At 68.8% G+C, this 15,324-nt stretch carries 16 protein-coding genes; 5 read left to right on the top strand and 11 right to left on the bottom strand.

Annotated elements, in window-relative coordinates; translation table 11 throughout:
- Positions 1–167: 167 nt before the first annotated feature.
- From BM394_RS04245 to BM394_RS04220, 6 genes are all read right to left on the bottom strand, one after another.
- Positions 168–1,139 carry an SRPBCC family protein gene (locus BM394_RS04245; RefSeq protein ID WP_092974132.1) on the bottom strand — a complete coding sequence of 324 codons (972 nt, stop codon included), beginning with the start codon at positions 1,137–1,139 and terminating at the stop codon, positions 168–170.
- Between the two features lie 123 nt (positions 1,140–1,262).
- Positions 1,263–2,117 carry an FAD binding domain-containing protein gene (locus BM394_RS04240; protein ID WP_092974128.1) on the bottom strand — a complete coding sequence of 285 codons (855 nt, stop codon included), beginning with the start codon at positions 2,115–2,117 and terminating at the stop codon, positions 1,263–1,265.
- Complete coding sequence (locus BM394_RS04235; RefSeq protein WP_092974125.1) at positions 2,114–4,582, bottom strand: xanthine dehydrogenase family protein molybdopterin-binding subunit; 2,469 nt, start codon at positions 4,580–4,582, stop codon at positions 2,114–2,116. The genes BM394_RS04240 and BM394_RS04235 overlap by 4 nt, the downstream gene beginning before the upstream one ends.
- Positions 4,579–5,142: a (2Fe-2S)-binding protein gene (locus BM394_RS04230; protein WP_092974122.1), complete on the bottom strand. Its 564-nt coding sequence runs from the start codon at positions 5,140–5,142 to the stop codon at positions 4,579–4,581. The genes BM394_RS04235 and BM394_RS04230 overlap by 4 nt, the downstream gene beginning before the upstream one ends.
- 530 nt (positions 5,143–5,672) lie before the next feature.
- A complete protein-coding gene (locus tag BM394_RS04225; protein WP_092974119.1) occupies positions 5,673–6,224 on the bottom strand; it encodes a PIN domain-containing protein in 552 nt (183 codons plus the stop codon).
- Positions 6,225–6,677 (bottom strand): helix-turn-helix domain-containing protein, encoded by a 453-nt coding sequence (locus BM394_RS04220; protein ID WP_092975001.1) that lies wholly within the window; start codon positions 6,675–6,677, stop codon positions 6,225–6,227. It lies immediately after the preceding gene.
- Between the two features lie 216 nt (positions 6,678–6,893).
- Between BM394_RS04220 and lexA the strand changes: the two genes are divergently transcribed.
- The gene (gene lexA / locus BM394_RS04215; protein ID WP_092974116.1) at positions 6,894–7,547 is read left to right on the top strand and encodes a transcriptional repressor LexA; all 654 of its coding nucleotides are present in this window, start codon (positions 6,894–6,896) and stop codon (positions 7,545–7,547) included.
- A gap of 84 nt (positions 7,548–7,631) precedes the next feature.
- On the opposite strand, the gene BM394_RS04210 is transcribed toward lexA, so the two are convergent.
- From BM394_RS04210 to purU, 3 genes are all read right to left on the bottom strand, one after another.
- The gene (locus BM394_RS04210) at positions 7,632–8,783 is read right to left on the bottom strand and encodes an XdhC family protein (RefSeq protein ID WP_092927794.1); all 1,152 of its coding nucleotides are present in this window, start codon (positions 8,781–8,783) and stop codon (positions 7,632–7,634) included.
- Positions 8,776–9,942, bottom strand: a complete 1,167-nt coding sequence (locus tag BM394_RS04205) for a vWA domain-containing protein (protein ID WP_092974113.1) — start codon at positions 9,940–9,942, stop codon at positions 8,776–8,778. The genes BM394_RS04210 and BM394_RS04205 overlap by 8 nt, the downstream gene beginning before the upstream one ends.
- Positions 9,943–10,026: 84 nt before the next feature.
- Entirely contained in the window at positions 10,027–10,887 is an 861-nt protein-coding gene (gene purU / locus BM394_RS04200; RefSeq protein ID WP_175529984.1) for a formyltetrahydrofolate deformylase, read from the bottom strand.
- Between the two features lie 520 nt (positions 10,888–11,407).
- On the opposite strand from purU, the gene BM394_RS04195 reads away from it, so the two are divergent.
- From BM394_RS04195 to BM394_RS04180, 4 genes are all read left to right on the top strand, one after another.
- Positions 11,408–12,670 carry an SGNH/GDSL hydrolase family protein gene (locus BM394_RS04195; RefSeq protein ID WP_092974107.1) on the top strand — a complete coding sequence of 421 codons (1,263 nt, stop codon included), beginning with the start codon at positions 11,408–11,410 and terminating at the stop codon, positions 12,668–12,670.
- A 224-nt stretch (positions 12,671–12,894) separates the two neighbouring features.
- The gene (locus BM394_RS04190; protein ID WP_092927674.1) at positions 12,895–13,149 is read left to right on the top strand and encodes a hypothetical protein; all 255 of its coding nucleotides are present in this window, start codon (positions 12,895–12,897) and stop codon (positions 13,147–13,149) included.
- Between the two features lie 205 nt (positions 13,150–13,354).
- Positions 13,355–13,555, top strand: coding sequence for a hypothetical protein (locus BM394_RS04185; protein ID WP_092974104.1), 201 nt, complete (start codon positions 13,355–13,357; stop codon positions 13,553–13,555).
- On the top strand, positions 13,552–14,268 hold the full coding sequence (locus BM394_RS04180; RefSeq protein WP_092974101.1) for a hypothetical protein: 717 nt from the start codon (positions 13,552–13,554) through the stop codon (positions 14,266–14,268). Before BM394_RS04185 ends, BM394_RS04180 begins: the two co-directional genes overlap by 4 nt.
- Before the next feature lie 203 nt (positions 14,269–14,471).
- Here the strand turns inward: BM394_RS04180 and BM394_RS22680 are convergent, their stop codons facing one another.
- Positions 14,472–14,648 (bottom strand): hypothetical protein, encoded by a 177-nt coding sequence (locus BM394_RS22680; protein WP_165400754.1) that lies wholly within the window; start codon positions 14,646–14,648, stop codon positions 14,472–14,474.
- A 208-nt stretch (positions 14,649–14,856) separates the two neighbouring features.
- The gene (locus BM394_RS04175; protein WP_092974098.1) at positions 14,857–15,060 is read right to left on the bottom strand and encodes a cold-shock protein; all 204 of its coding nucleotides are present in this window, start codon (positions 15,058–15,060) and stop codon (positions 14,857–14,859) included.
- Positions 15,061–15,324: the final 264 nt, after the last annotated feature.

Below are 15,324 nucleotides of genomic sequence, written 5' to 3'. Positions count from 1 at the left end.
GCGGGAAACCGCCGGTTCGGTCGGGCGCGTCCGGATCTCCCGGGTGGCCCGGCCGAACTCGGCCCGCCGCGAAAGCCGGGGAACGTCCCGCAAGACGGCCGCGACCGGAACGGTCCCGACCTTCGATCCAGTGCTCGGAACGACAGCTCGACAGCCGCGCTCCCGGTTCACCCGGCGCGACGGGCTCTCCTGCGGAGCAGCACGAACAACACGGTCAACGCCGCCAGCCCGGCGACCACCGGAGCGGCCCGCTTCAGCACGGGCATACCCGCCGTGCCCAGCAGATCCACGGCATCGTTCGACTCGCTCGTGGCCGCCGCTCCCGTATCGCCCGAGCGCACCGCCGATAACCGGGCGGTCGAGCGGGAGCTCTCCCCGCTCTCCGCCTCGGTGACCTTCCAGCCGGGTCCGGTCCCGGCCGGTGTCGAGGCACCACCGCTCGTTTCCCCGGTGGCGGAACCGGAAGCGGGACTCGCGGTGGTCCGATCGCCGTCGTTCGACGCGGTGGGACCGGAACCGTTTCCGGCGGGGCCGACCGGAGTGGAAGCACCCGGCTGCGCCGCGGACCGCTGTTGCGAGGGCTCCGAAGAGCTCGCCGCGGTGCTCGAGCCCTCGGTGCCCTGCCGCGCGGCGCTCTCCCCCGCGGCTGCCTCCTCCCCCGCGGCTGCCTCCTGCCCCGCGGCTGCCTCCGACCCGCTTCCGGTGAGTCTGCCCGCCAGGCACTCCGCGAACTGGTCGATGAGCTTCTGCGCGACGTCGGAGATCAGCCCGCGGCCCAGCTGTGCGGGTTTGCCGGTGACCTTCAGATCGGTGTCCACACGGACTCTCGTGCTCGTTCCCTCCGAAGCGAGCCGGGCCGTGACGGTCGCCGAGGCCGTACCGTTGCCACGCGAGTCCTTGCCGCTCGCCTCGATGACGGCGCGGCGCTCCTCGTGATCGACCTCGGTGAAACTGCCGTTTCCCTTGTACATCAGCGACACCGGTCCCAGCTTCACCTTCACCGAGCCGGCGAACTCCTCACCCTCGGCGCTTTTCAGGGTGGCTCCCGGCATGCAGGGGGCCACCCGTTCGGGATCGAGCAACTCCGGCCACGCGACATCGGCCGGAACCGGGACGGTGAATTCGTGTTCGAGTCGCACTGCTCCTCCTACTCGTATCACTTCCGGTTACGAACCGTTGGGCCGCGCGCCGGGAAGGTGCCGAACGGTGGGGGCTCGGGTCCCGCGATCCGGAGCCCCCCACGTCGAACCGAACAGCAGCGTCTACCCACCGGCCGCCGTAGCCAGCGCCCTGCCGGTCAGCACCTCGGCGAGGTGTTCGCGGTAGTCGGCCTCCGCGCTGGCGTCGCTGCCGGCCTGGGTGCCTTCCGTGGCGTGCGCGGCCGCCTGCCGGATGGCCTCCCCACTGGGCGGGGAGCCGAGCAGGGCCTGCTCCACCCCGCGTGCCCGCACCGGCGTGGCGCCCATGTTCGTCAACCCCACCCGTGCCTGTGCCACGGTTCCGTCCCGCACCAGGAGGGTGGCCGCCACTCCCACCACCGACCACGCCTGGGCGACACGGTTGAACTTCTCGTAGTGCGCCCGCCAACCCGTGTACTTGGGTAGCCGCACCTCGACCAGCACCTCGTTGGCCTCCAGCGCGGTGGTGAAGTAGTCCACGAAGAACTCGGCCGCGGGCACGGTCCGCCTGCCGCCCGGCCCTGCGATCACCATCTCCGCGTCCATAGCCAGTACGGGAGCGGGCAGATCACCCGCCGGATCCGCGTGGACCAGCGAACCGCCGAAGGTGCCGCGATGGCGCACCTGCGGATCGGCCACGGTACGGGTGGCCAGCGCCACCAGTTCGGCGTGCTGTCGCACCAGGTCGGAACGCATCACCTCGTGATGGCTGGTCATCGCCCCGATCACCAGCGCGTCACCGTCCTCGCGAACCCCCTTCGTCTCGGGAATCCCACCGAGGTCGACGACAAGGCCGGGGTCGGCCATCCGCATCCGCAGCACCGACAACAGGCTCTGGCCGCCCGCCAGTACCTTGGCGTCGTCGCCCGCCCGGTCCAGCGTCCGTACCGCTTCCTCCACCGTGGACGGTGCCACGTACTCGAACTCGGCTGGAATCACCGCGCACCTCCGCTCGCTCCGGTGGCGAAACCGCCACCGCTGTCGATCGATCCGAGTCCGCCGCCGGACTCCGACCCGGTCGAGGAACCGGCTCGGGCACCGGCCAGCGCGCGCCAGACCCGCTGCGGTGAGCACGGCATCCGCACGTCGTTCACTCCGTAGTGGCGGAGTGCGTCGACCACGGCGTTGACCACCGCCGGGGTCGACGCGATGGTGCCCGCCTCACCGACCCCCTTCACACCCAGCGGGTTCGAGGTGGCGTCGGTCTCGGTGCGGTCGGTGTGGAACTCCGGCAGATCCACCGCCGAGGGCACCAGGTAGTCGGCGAAGGTGGCCGTGGTCAGCGTGCCGTCGTCGTCGTAGACGGCCTCCTCGTACAGGGCCTGGGCGATGCCCTGCGCGAGGCCGCCGTGCACCTGCCCCTCCACGATCATCGGGTTGACCACGCTGCCCACGTCGTCCACGCACACGTACGACCTGATCCGCACCGCCCCGGTCCCGGTGTCCACCTCCGCGGCGCAGAGGTGCGTGCCGTGCGGGAACGAGAAGTTCTCCGGGTCGAAGTTCGCCTCCGCGTCCAGATTGGGCTCCACGCCCTCGGGGAGGTCGTGCGCGGTGAACGCGGCCAGCGCCACGTCGGTGATCGCCATGCCCTTGTCGGTCCCCCGCACGGCGAACCTGCCGCCGGCGAAGTCGAGGTCGTCCTCGGAGCACTCCAGCATGTGCGCCGCGATCCGCCTGGCCTTGTCGATCACCTTGTCGGCGGCGTGCACGGCGGCGATGCCGCCGACCGTGAGCGAGCGCGACCCGTAGGTGTCCAGCCCGCGCGGTGAGCTCTGGGTGTCCCCGTGCAGCACCTCCACGTCGTCGAACGGCACTCCCAGCCGGTCGGCGACGATCTGGCTCCACGAGGTCACGTGGCTCTGGCCGTGTGGCGAGGTCCCCGTGACCACCTCGACCTTGCCGGTGGGCAGCACGCGCACCTGGGAGTTCTCCCAGCCGCCCGCCCCGTAGGACAACGACCCCAGCACCCTGGAGGGAGCCAACCCGCACATCTCGGTGAAGGTGGAGATCCCGATACCCAGCTGGACGGTGTCGTCGGACTGCCTGCGTCGCAGCTGCTCGTCGCGCAGCTGCTGGTAACCGAACATCTCCATCGCGCGGTCGGTGGCGACCTCGTAGTTGCCCGAGTCGTAGGTCAGCCCGGCGACGGTGGTGTACGGGAACTCGTCGTGGCCGATCCAGTTCCTGCGGCGGACCTCCAGCGGGTCCATGTCGAGCTCCGCCGCGAGTTCGTCCATCATGCGCTCGATGGCGAAGGTCGCCTCCGGACGTCCCGCGCCGCGGTAGGCGTCGGTCGGCGTCTTGTTGGTGAACACGTTGGTGCAGCTGAACCGGTAGGCCGGGAACTTGTAGATCGCGTTGAACATCAGCGCGCCGAGTATCGGCACCCCGGGGGTGACCAACCGCAGGTAGGCACCCATGTCGGCGAGCAGCTTCACGTCGAGACCGGTGACGGTGCCGTCCGAGCGCGCCGCCAGCGAGAGTCGCTGCACCTGGTCACGTCCGTGGTGACCCGCCACCATGGTCTCCGAGCGGGACTCGGTCCACTTGACCGGCCGTCCGAGTCGCTCGGCGAGCAGGAAGGTCAGGATCTCTTCGGGCGTGACCTGGAGCTTGCCACCGAATCCACCGCCGACGTCGGGGGCGATCACCCGGATCTTCTGCTCGGGTGTTCCCAGCGTCATGGCGAGCATGGTGCGCAGGATGTGCGGAACCTGCGTGGCCGAGTACATCGTGTACTGCTCGCCGGTCGGATCGGCCAGCACCGAACGGGGCTCCATGAAGGCCGGGATCAGCCGCTGCTGCCGGAAGGTGCGATCCAGCCGGATGTCGGCCTCGCGCAGCGCCGCGTCCACGTCACCGCCGGTCCCGGCCTCGGCCGAGTCGAAGGTCCACGTGGCGTTGCGGTTGGTGCCGAGGTCCTCGTGCACCAGCGGCGAGTCGTCCCGGGCGGCCGACTCGATGTCGAGCACCACGTCGAGGTCCTCGTAGTCGATGTCGATGGCGTCGAGCGCGTCGCGTGCCTCGGCGGCGCTGCGTGCGGCGACCATGGCCACCGCCTCGCCCGCGAAGTTGACGGTGTCCACCGCCATGGCGGGTGCGGGCGGGGCCTTCATGTCCTCGGTGACCGGCCAGGCGCACGGCAGGCTGCCCTGCCGTTGGGCGATGTCGGAACCGGTGACCACGGCCTGCACGCCGGGCATGCGCCGTGCCTCGGAGGTGTCGACGGAGGTGATGCGGGCGTGCGCGACCGGGCTGCGCAGCACCGCCATGTGCAGCATCCCGGGGACGGTCATGTTGTCCGTCCAGCGCGTTCTGCCGGTGACCAGGCGCGCGTCTTCCTTGCGCTTGCGGGAACGGCCGAGTTCCGACTCGGTGGGACTCACCGGTGTGGCGGTCATGACTGTCCTCCGGCTACCCGCTGTTGGGTGGTCTGTTCGGTCGAGGTGCGCGGGGCCGGAGTCTCTCCGGAGTGTTCCATCGCGGGCCCCGCGCCTGCCCGCATCCGCTGGGAGGCATCACGCACGGCACGCACGATGTTCTGGTAGCCGGTGCACCGGCAGAGGTTGCCCTCCAGCCCCTCGCGGATCTGCTCGTCGTCGGGGTCGGGGTTCTCGGCGAGCAGGTCCAACGCCTGCATGATCATTCCCGGCGTGCAGAATCCGCACTGCAGAGCGTGGTTGTCGTGGAACGCCCGCTGCATCGGGTGCAGTTGCCCGTCGCGGGACAGGGACTCGACGGTGGTGACCTCGTGCCCGTCGGCCTGCACGGCCAGCACCGAGCAGGACTTCACACTGCTCCCGTCCATATGGACCGTGCAGGCACCACAGTTGCTTGTGTCGCAACCGACGACGGTGCCGACCTTGCCGAGCTGATCACGCAGGTACTGCACGAGCAGCGTTCTGGCCTGTACCTCGTCGGTATAGGTGGTTCCGTCGACCTCGACGGTTATGCGCGGCATCGGGCCTCCTTCACGGAGCCTGCCCGCATGGTGCGGACACGCGTGGGGACGACGCCTCGGGGTTCCTTCGGAAGGTTCGGCACGTAACCACGGGAACGCTTCGCCGCGCGGGAACCGACGGACGGCGAACCGCGGCGCGGCGCGGCGGCGACCGCTCGCGAGCACTCCCGAGCGCACGAGCACGCCCACGAGCACGAGGTAGCGCCCGGCCCGCTTCGGCCGAGCGGCCCGAGCAACCGGACCATCGCGAAAGCACCTCTCGGCAGTGACTGCTGTCACACTTTCGAGGCTGCTACGCCCAGGACGGCGAGGCAAGCCCCTTGCGACTCGACACAATGATCCCGAAGAGCACGCACCGTACCCGGGTAGCGACACACGGTTTGAGCGACACGATCAGGTGAGCGGCGATTTCGCGAGAAATCGCCGCCACCCCACCCGAAACCCCTTCACACGGCAGGGTGACGGTGCTCCACCCGACGGCCGCCCCGGCACACCGGTGATCGAATCGGTTCCACCGACCCCGGGTGAGTTCAGATCCGCAGTGCCGCCACCGTTTCCACCAGCCCCTGCTCGTCGGGCCTGCGAATCAGGTCGTCGGTGGTCATGGGCGGATTCCGATAGGCATCGGCCATACGCTGGATCGCTCCGAAAACCTTGGACTTGTCGAGATGGACCTGATCGGCCAGGAAAGCGTCGGCCGTCTTGGGCTCGATATCCCACCTCGCCAGTACATCCGAGGGGAAATCACCGAGGTTGTTCGTCACGATCACCTGGGCGCGAGCTTTGATGGCCGCGGCCAGTACATGCCGATCTTTCTTGTCGGGCAATTCGACGACCTCGACCAGAGGTTCGTAATCCTCGATCAGGCAGTCACGAACCGACTCGATCATCAGCTGCCTGGTTCGCGAAAGTCTCTCGCGATCCAGCTCGGGCCGATTGATCACGAGGTTGTCGAACACCTCGTCAAGGATCCTATGCGTCCATTTGGCCTGAACCAGTCCGGCTTGCGCGACTCGAATCAGCAGATCCCGCGGAATGCTGCCGTAGAGAACGTTCGCGTCGTAGACAACGACGAAGGACACTCACACTCCCATGTCCTGACTCAGCCGGGTGAGCTCATCGGCCGCCGAACGCCGGTCGTGGTCATCACGGCGCATGTACTCCAACAACGACTCGACGTTCACCCGACGATGGGTACCGACCATGCGGTAGTCGATCTTCTCGGCTTCCAGCAACCCGATCAGATGCGGCCTGGACACGTTGAGCAGATTCGCGGCTTCCTGAGTGGTGAGCTCCTCGTTCGTCGGAACGATCGAGGTGCCGGCGCCCGCTGCCATGTAGGCGAGGATCCGTTCGAAGAGCCTCACCGCTGAACGCGGTACGACCAGTTCTTCCCGCTCGAAGTCGTCGACCGTCAACCGCACCGTGGAGTGATCGTGCGTGTTCAGGTAGTGCCGTACCCGCGGTAACGCCGCCACCGCCGTTTCGCGGTCCGGCTCACTCGGCTGCACGGAGTCGAGCATCGACTGCGACATCACGATCACACCCTTCCTGCGAGTCGATACAATCGCATTATCCGCAACAAACGAAACAAACGCAACGGCACTTCCCCGACCCCGGCGATTTCGCGAGAAATCGACGCCACCCCACCCGAAACCCCTTCACACGGCAGGGTGACGGTGCTCCACCCGACGGCCGCCCCGGCACACCGGTGATCGAATCGGCCGGACCCGCGTCTACCATCTACGCCCGTGACCACCTACGACGATCTCGACCACCCGGACACCTCCACCCTGCCACCACGCCAGCGGCGCATCCTGGCCGCGATCCGGGACTGGGTGGTGGAACACGGGTACTCACCGAGCACGCGCGAGATCGGTGACGCCGTGGGGCTGCGGTCGTCGTCCTCGGTCTCGAAGCACCTGGCGAGCCTGGAGTGGAAGGGTTTCCTGCGGCGCGGAACCACGGTCTCGCGACCGATCGACGTGCGCATGTTCCTGGGTGACTCCCCGACGAGGGAACCGAGCGGCGACCGGGTGAGCGTCCCGGTGGTCGGCGACATCGCCGCGGGCACCCCGATCACCGCCGAGGAGCACGTCGACGACGTACTCACGCTGCCACGGGAGTTCGCCGCACGCGGTACCGTGTTCGCCCTGCGGGTCAGGGGCGACTCGATGATCGAGGCCGGGATCAATCACGACGACGTGGTCGTGGTGCGCCAGCAGCCCGAGGCGCACTCGGGTCAGATCGTCGCGGCGATGCTCGACGAGGAGGCCACGGTCAAGGTCTACCGCCGCCGCGGCGGCCACGTGCTGCTCGAACCGCGCAACCCGGCCCACGAAGTGATCGACGGCGACGACGCCGCGGTCCTCGGCATCGTGGTATCGGTGCTGCGCAGCGTCTGAACCGAGCGGCTCGGCCGCCCGGTGAGGCTCGACCGGACCACGAGCCCGGCAGGCCAGCTCTAGTCCGACAGGTTCTGCCGACTCCTACTGCTCGGCGGACCGGGAACGTTCGGGCATCTCCGGCTCGTGGTGGATGGCCCCCTCCAGCCGGGAGAGTCGCTGACCGGTTCCGCCCCACCGGGAAGCGATCAGCTCGGCCGAGATGGACACGGCTGTCTCCTCCGGGGTGCGCGCCCCCAGGTCGAGCCCCAGCGGCGAGGACAGCGCGGCCAGTTCGGAGTCCGTCACCCCTTCGGCACGCAGCCTTTCGAGCCGGTCGCGGTGGGTACGTCGCGAGCCCATGGCCCCGACGTAGGCCAACGGCTGCCGCAGCGCGACACGCAGCACCGGCACGTCGAACTTCGGGTCGTGGGTGAGCACCAGCACCGCGGTGCGGGAATCCAACCTCCCCGCCCGGGCCTCGGCCTCCAGGTAGCGGTGCGGCCAGTCCACCACGACCTCGTGCGCGTCCGGGAACCTGCTGGAGGTGGCGAACACCGGGCGGGCGTCGCACACGGTCACCCGATACCCCAGGAAGGCTCCCACCCTGGTCATGGCGGCCGCGAAATCGATGGCACCGAACACCAGCATCCGGGGTGGCGGCTCGAAGGAGTTGACGAACACCCGCAGCCCCTCGCCGCGCCGCTGCCCGTCCGGACCGTACTCCAACACCCCGGTTCTGCCCGTGGCCAGCATCCCCCTGGCGTCGTCCACCACCGCGTCATCGAGCCGGTCCGACCCCAGCTCGCCCTCGCTCCGGTCGTGCCACACCAGGACCCGCCTGCCCACCCGGGACTCGTCCGGTGCCTCGATCACGGTCGCCACGGCGACCGGCTCACCCGCCGCCACCGAGTCGGCGAGTTCGTCGAAGCGGGGGAAGGACTCGCGATCCACGCGCTCCACGAAGACGTCGATGATTCCGCCGCAGGTCAGTCCCACCGCGAACGCGTCGTCGTCGCTGACACCGTAGCGGGACAGCGTCGGCGGGTCACCGGCCAGCACCGAACCGGCCGTTTCGTAGACCGCGCCTTCCACGCACCCTCCGGAAACGCTGCCCGCGACCTCGCCGCTCCCGTCGACCAGCATGGCGGCGCCGGGCGCGCGCGGCGCCGAGGAAAAGGTCGCCACCACGGTGCCCACCCCTACGGGGCTTCCGGACTCCCAGTGCCGCCGGAGCGCACCGAGTACGTCACGCACCACTCACCTCCACGGAATCGCCTGCGGGGCGGCCTGTGGCGGCCGACTCCGAACAACTTCGCACCCGTTGCCACAGCTCACGCAGCGCGGCGAGGCTGTGCCCGGCGACGAGCCCGTCCACATGCGGCAGCGCCGCCGCTATGCCGGACTGCACCGGGGCGTAGCCCTCGTGACCCGCGTGCGGGTTGGCCCACAGCACCGCGTGTGCCAGCCTACGCAGTCTGATCATCTGCTCGGCGAGCTCGGCGGTGTCCCCGCGCTCCCAGCCGTCCGAGAACAGCACCACCACCGCCTGCCGAGCGGCCCCACGTTGTCCCCACCGGTCCAGGAACGCGCGCAGCGTGCTTCCCAGCCGCGTACCACCGGAGAAGTCCGGTACCGCTCGCCCGGCCGCGGTCAGCGCGAACTCCGGGTCGCGTTGTCGCAGCTGCCTGGTCACCCGGGTGAGCCTGGTGCCGAGGGTGAAAACCTCCGTGCTGGCTGGTGCTTCCCGCACCACCACGTGCGCGAAGCGCAGCAACGCGTCGGCGTAAGGACTCATCGATCCCGAGACATCGATCAGCAGCACGACCTTGCGCGGCCGATCACCGCGTGTCCGCCGTACCAGGCGCACCGGTTCCCCACCGGTTCGGATCATGGCCCGCATGGTCGCGCCGGGGTCGAGTCGCCCGTCGCGCGCCCGGCGCCAACGCAGCGCGGGACGGCGCGGCGGACGCGGATTCAGCCAGGAGATCATCCGCCGCAGGTGGGCGCGCTCCTCCTCGCCGAGTTCGGCCAGGTCACGGCGGTGCAGCACTTCCACGTCACCCGCGGCCGCGAGCTGTTCGACCTCGGTCGACTCGGCCGGCTCCGGCTCGTCACCGCCCAGTGGCAGCGCACGGGAACGCACCTGTCTGCGCTGCTCCTGCCGGAGTCCGGTTGTCTCCACCAGCCTGCCGAACCAGGCGTGGAACGCCGCGTCGAAGCGGGGCAGGTCGTCGGGATCCGAGCACAGCGTCAGCCTGCCCGCCCAGTACAGCTGATCACGATCGGCGAAGTCGACGTGCTCGGTGGCGTCCAGGAAGGAACGCACCCGCGCCGGGCCACACCGCATCCCGGAATGGCGCAGCGCGCGAGCGAACCCGACGAGCCCTTCGAGGGTGTGCTCCGCCTCGCGCATATCCACATTGTGCACCTCGCGCGGCGATCACGACCCGGTTCCGACACCGGTTCGGGCACCGGCTCAGCCGTTCCGGCTCCTCGATCAGGCGAACACGATGGTGCTGTTGTCGGTGCGGATCACGCGGTCCTCGCTGTGCCACCGCACCGCACGGGAAAGCACGGTGCGCTCGACGTCGGCACCACGGCGCCGGATGTCGACGACGGTGTCGGCGTGGGTCACCCGCACCACGTCCTGCTCGATGATGGGTCCCTCGTCGAGGTCCTCGGTCACGTAGTGGGCGGTCGCTCCGACGAGTTTGACCCCGCGTTCCTTGGCCTTGGCGTAGGGGGCCGCACCGATGAAGGCGGGCAGGAACGAGTGGTGGATGTTGATGATCGGCACCCCCAGGCTCGCGATGAAGTCGCCGGACAGGATCCGCATGTACCGGGCCAGCACGACGAAGTCCACGTTGCCCCGCAGCAGCCGCAGGTGTTCGGCCTCGGCGGCCGCTTTTCCCATCTCACCAGTGGGCACGTGCACGAACGGGATGCCGAAGGCGCGCACTTCGTCGGCGGTGTCGGTGTGGTTGGAGACCACCATCGAGATGGTCACCGGCAGCTGGCCCCGCCGGTGCCGCCACAGCAGGTCGAGCAGGCAGTGGTCCTCCCTGGAAGCGAAGACGGCGACGCGTTTGGGTACCGACATGTCGCGCAACGTGAAACCGAGGTCGAAGCCCTCGGCCAGCTCGGTTTCCAGATCCCGCTCGATCGTGGGAAGCACGGCCTTGAGGTTGGCGAGACTGAACACCGTGCGCTGATAGAACGCGCCACCCTGCGGGTCGTCGGAGTACTGGTCCAGCGAGACGATGTTCGCGCCGTGCCCGCTCAGCACCGCGCTGACCGCGGCGACGATGCCGGTGCGGTCCTCGCCCTGCACGATCAGCGAGGCGTGGTTCTCCGACAGTGCGTGGTTCTGGGGCGAGGCGGGCGTAGCGGTCCGCGAAGCCGCCGGTTCGGTCGTCAAGTGGGCTTTCCCTCCGCCGGAACTCGGTGTCCGGTGCGATGTGGTCACGAGCTCAACCCGGTCCGCGCTCCTGGAACCCGCCGTGGCGGGGCGCGCGGTGGTTTCCGTGCCGGATTGTGCCGGAACCGACCCGGCTCGGCAGCGGGAGATCGGAGCGGTCCGCGGAGAGCCCGTACTTCCCGAGGACGCTCGCGCTCGTGTCGATCGCGGGGTTCGTGCGGTACAGCGCGGCGCCCCGCCTCGCGCGAGCGGGAGAACCGGCTCTCGAGCGTGACTGTTTCTCAAGCGCTGACGCACCCCCGCGCGAGGCCCGGCCGCGCTTCGCGCGGGAGGTCGCCCGGGCACTGGCGTCACGTGCGGGCCCCGCTACCGCCACCCGGAGTATTGCCGGTCGGACAGCGGGGGAATAGGTTTCGATTGAAACGATTCAAACCCCACGACGAAGCTGCCGAGGTCGGTCGTGTCGCACAACACCGGTTCCGGAAGAACGACGCCCCGCAGGGGATTCTGGTATCTCCTCGCGGTAGCGGCCACCACCCTGCTGCTGGTCACGCCCTCCTCGGCGTCCGACCACCGGCATCAGCCGCACGCGGGCGGCTCGGATTGGGTGGGCTCCTGGGCAGCGGCCGTGACTCCGCCGGACAGCCGCCCGGATACCCAGCGATTCCACGATCAGACGCTGCGCCAGGTCGTGCACCTGTCGGTGGGCGGTGACCGGTTCCGGCTGCGCCTGACGAACGTCCACGGCACGAAACCGCTGTCCGTGGGAGCGGTGACTGTGAGCCCGCGCCGGGGCGGACGGGGAACCCCGAACATCGACCCCACCACCGCGGTGCCGGTGACGTTCGACGGCCGGTCCTCGACCACGGTTCCGGTGGGTGCGGAGTGGGTCTCGGACCCGGTCGAACTGGACGTGGCCGACAACAGCGATCTCGTCGTCAGCGTGCACCTTCCCGAATCCACCGGGCGGGCCTCGGTGCACTACGAGGGCAGGTCGACCACCTTCCTCGCGCCGGGCGACGCCACGAGCGGCTCGGGGGAGAACTACGAGTCCATCGGCACGGCACGCTACTTCCTGGACGGCGTCGACGTCCGCACCGATTCGGCCGGTTCGGTGGTGTTCTTCGGCGACTCGATCACCGACGGCGTGAGGTCGACGCTCGATGCCAACCACCGCTACCCGGACGTGGTCGCGGATCGGCTGCTGAAACGACCGGAACCGCGCGAACTCGGGGTGCTCAACGCGGGGTTGAGCGCGAACCGGTTGCTGACCGACGCCGGTCTCGGCGGTGAACCGGCGATCGCACGGTTCGAACGCGACATCCTGTCCCAGACCGGGGTGCGAACCGTGGTGCTGCTGGAGGGCATCAACGACATCCACCACAGCGCCGGGGCCGTGGAGTCGCGCGAGCTCATCGGTGTCTACGAACAACTGATCGCCCGGGCGCACGAGGCCGGTATCCGCGTCGTGGGCGGGACGATCACACCCTTCGAGGGCGCACCGCGCTACAACGCCGCGGGCGAGTCCGACCGGCGGGCCGTCAACGAGTGGATCCGCGAATCCGGAGCGTTCGATGCCGTGGTGGACTTCGACGCCGTGGTGCGGGATCCGGGGCATCCGAGCAGGTTGGCACCTCGCTACGACACGGGTGACCACGTGCATCCGAACGACGCCGGACTGGCGGCGATGGCCCGGGCCGTCGAAATACGGGAACTGTACTGACCGACGTTCCGCCGCACTCGACCGTCGGGTGGGCTCGCTCGGCGGAACCCGACGCTCGCTGCCGTACTGCCCGTCCGGTAGTGCGCCGTCCGGTAGTGCGCCGTCCGGCATCGCCGAGCCCGCCCGGGCAGCGGCAGCTCGTCGACGACGAAGTCCCAGGGGCTTCCGGAGCGCGTTTTACACTCCCGTGTGAGACCGGATCCCGGTCTGGCAGGGTTGCCGGTATGACTGGGCCCGAACACTTCAAGACCGCGCAACGCCTGCTGACCGAAGCACCGGAGCAGCACGACCAGGAGAAGGAACGCACCTACGTGGCCTATGCCCAGGCGCACGCCACGCTCGCGCAGGCCGCGGCTACCGCCCAGGCGGGAGGACCGATCTTCAACGAGGACGGCGAGTTCGTGATCGGGGGAATGACCGAACCGCAGGAGACGTCCTGGAAAACCGTGCTCGATCCGGAAGGGACCACAGCGGAATAGCCGGACCGAAGAACACACCCGAAACACGGCGGTCTCGCCGGGATCGCCGACCGGCACCGTCGCGGTTTCCACCGCGTTATGAATTCGTTGTGCCGGTCTCCGGAAAAGCGATGGTCGCCGCGTACCGCTGCCGAGGACCGAATCAATTCACCTCCGGCACGGCACGCGGTGTTCCACAACGATCTCGCTGCTACACTGACCCACCGTGGCCGACCCGACGGGAAATTCCGAGAAGTCAACCAGGATCTGGTCCAGTGCAGCGGCTTTCCTCTTTTTCGGAATGGCGATCGCGATGGTAATTCTGCACATTCTCACTCCGCGAAATTACGCGACCGTCATAGGCCCGTTCCTGGTGTTCGGCTTCTGTTTCCTGACGCTCTGGTTGAGCGTGCAGAAGAGCCGATGACGCCTTCGACGACGGACACGAATCCCACCGACTCGGAAGCCGACCACGCATACGCGGCGCTGGTCCGCGACCTCGCCGCTCTCGCCATGGGGATCTCGCCGGGCTCCGGCGCCACTGTTCGAGCGGTCGTGCGCCCCGAGCCGGACGCGCTCTGGGTGGGGCTGGCGCCGTGGAACCAGCTGATCGAGCAGTACGCACTGCGGATACCACTGTCGCTATCGGACGGTCGTCCGCGCGGTTTCGAGGACGTGCTGCTGGTGCTGCGGCGCTCGGAATCGCTGCGCAGGCATGACAGGGGTAGGTTCGACCGACTCGACACCGTGGGGGAACTGCACGGAATGGCCGTGCGCGACAGCCGCGAGTTCCTCGACGACCCTCCACTGGACATGTTCCAGGACGCGCTGCGCTGCACCCTCCTCACCGCCGCGTTCCGAGGCCCGGCACCGCTGCCGCTCGACGGTACGACCCGGCTCGCCGGGTTCGCGTGGCTGCTCGACGACGAGACGCGGTGGGCGAGGCTCTACCTCGACTCCCCCACCGAGACCGGAACGCTCGGTGTCGATGTCGACGTCGCGCACGGCTCCGACTCCGCACGCGGCCTCATGAATCGCCTGGATCGCGGCGTGCCCGACGCGTGGAGCCCGCACGAGCGGGCTCCCGACCCGTTCTGCCTGCGGATGTTCGACCTGCGCGACCACCCCGGCTGTGAGTGACAGCCCTCCCACGCGACGGGCGTAGTGGGTCGACGGGATGCGGCAGGGCAGCGGGACGGCGTCGATTTCGCGAGAAATCGCCGGGTCGAGCACCGGCCATTGCCTCCGTCACGCGGACGGTGCGACTCCACCCGGGATACCTCTGCGGTAATGGGCGTCCGCCCCGGAATTCGCCCCACCAACCCGGGGACGCATCGTGCCGTTCAGGGTTCCCGGAAGGGATCGGTGTCGAACGGAGTGCGTAGTCCGCGCATGGCGGCGTCGCTGTGATCGGCGACCGGGGAGTACTGCTCGGGCAGCTCCCGGGTGTGCGCCGGTTCGATGAACTGGACCGTGCTGACGGTCTCGGGAATGGGGACGCGTCCGCGGGACGACGGCACCGGATGGTTGCCCGTCTTGCCGTGGCTCTGGGGCCGAGCGTGACGCGAGGGTTTCGTAATACTGATAGTGCTCCTTGGAACCACTCGGACGAAGTACCGAACGGCCGGGTGGTCTGCGAGAGGTGGCGGGTGCAGTCGATCACCCGAAAAGCCGATGGCTCCCCATCCGAGCGGATGAGGAGCCACCGGAAAAAGCTCTGCGAAAGACTCAGAGCACGCGAACCACGTCGGCCTGCGGGCCCTTGCTGCCCTGGCTGGCCTCGTAGTCCACCTGCTGGTTCTCCTCCAGGGTACGGAAGCCCGAGGCGTCAATCGCCGAGTAGTGCACGAAGATGTCCGGCCCGCCCTCGTCGGGGGCGATGAAGCCGAAGCCCTTTTCCGAGTTGAACCACTTCACGGTTCCCTGTGCCATGTCTGTCTCCTTACGGAAGCTGGTATGACGGGTGAACGCACCTCGCGAACACCCGGGCCGGAAGATCTCAGACGGCAACTACTCCAGCTACAACCAAAGACAGCAGCTCGCCCGCATCAACATCCTGCGAGCGTGCACAAACACGGACCCAGAAATACGACGACCAAGGGACAGTATACACACACGCGCCCGGCGCTGCCTACACCCGGCTCGATCGCCCACGAAACCGCCGGGCTGCCCGTTGCCGCGGGGGGGGGGAGCCCG

Source organism: Actinopolyspora lacussalsi subsp. righensis, assembly GCF_900116555.1.
In the GTDB taxonomy this organism is placed as follows: Bacteria; Actinomycetota; Actinomycetes; order Mycobacteriales; family Pseudonocardiaceae; genus Actinopolyspora; species Actinopolyspora lacussalsi.
This window is presented reverse-complemented; position numbering and strand designations above follow the sequence as displayed.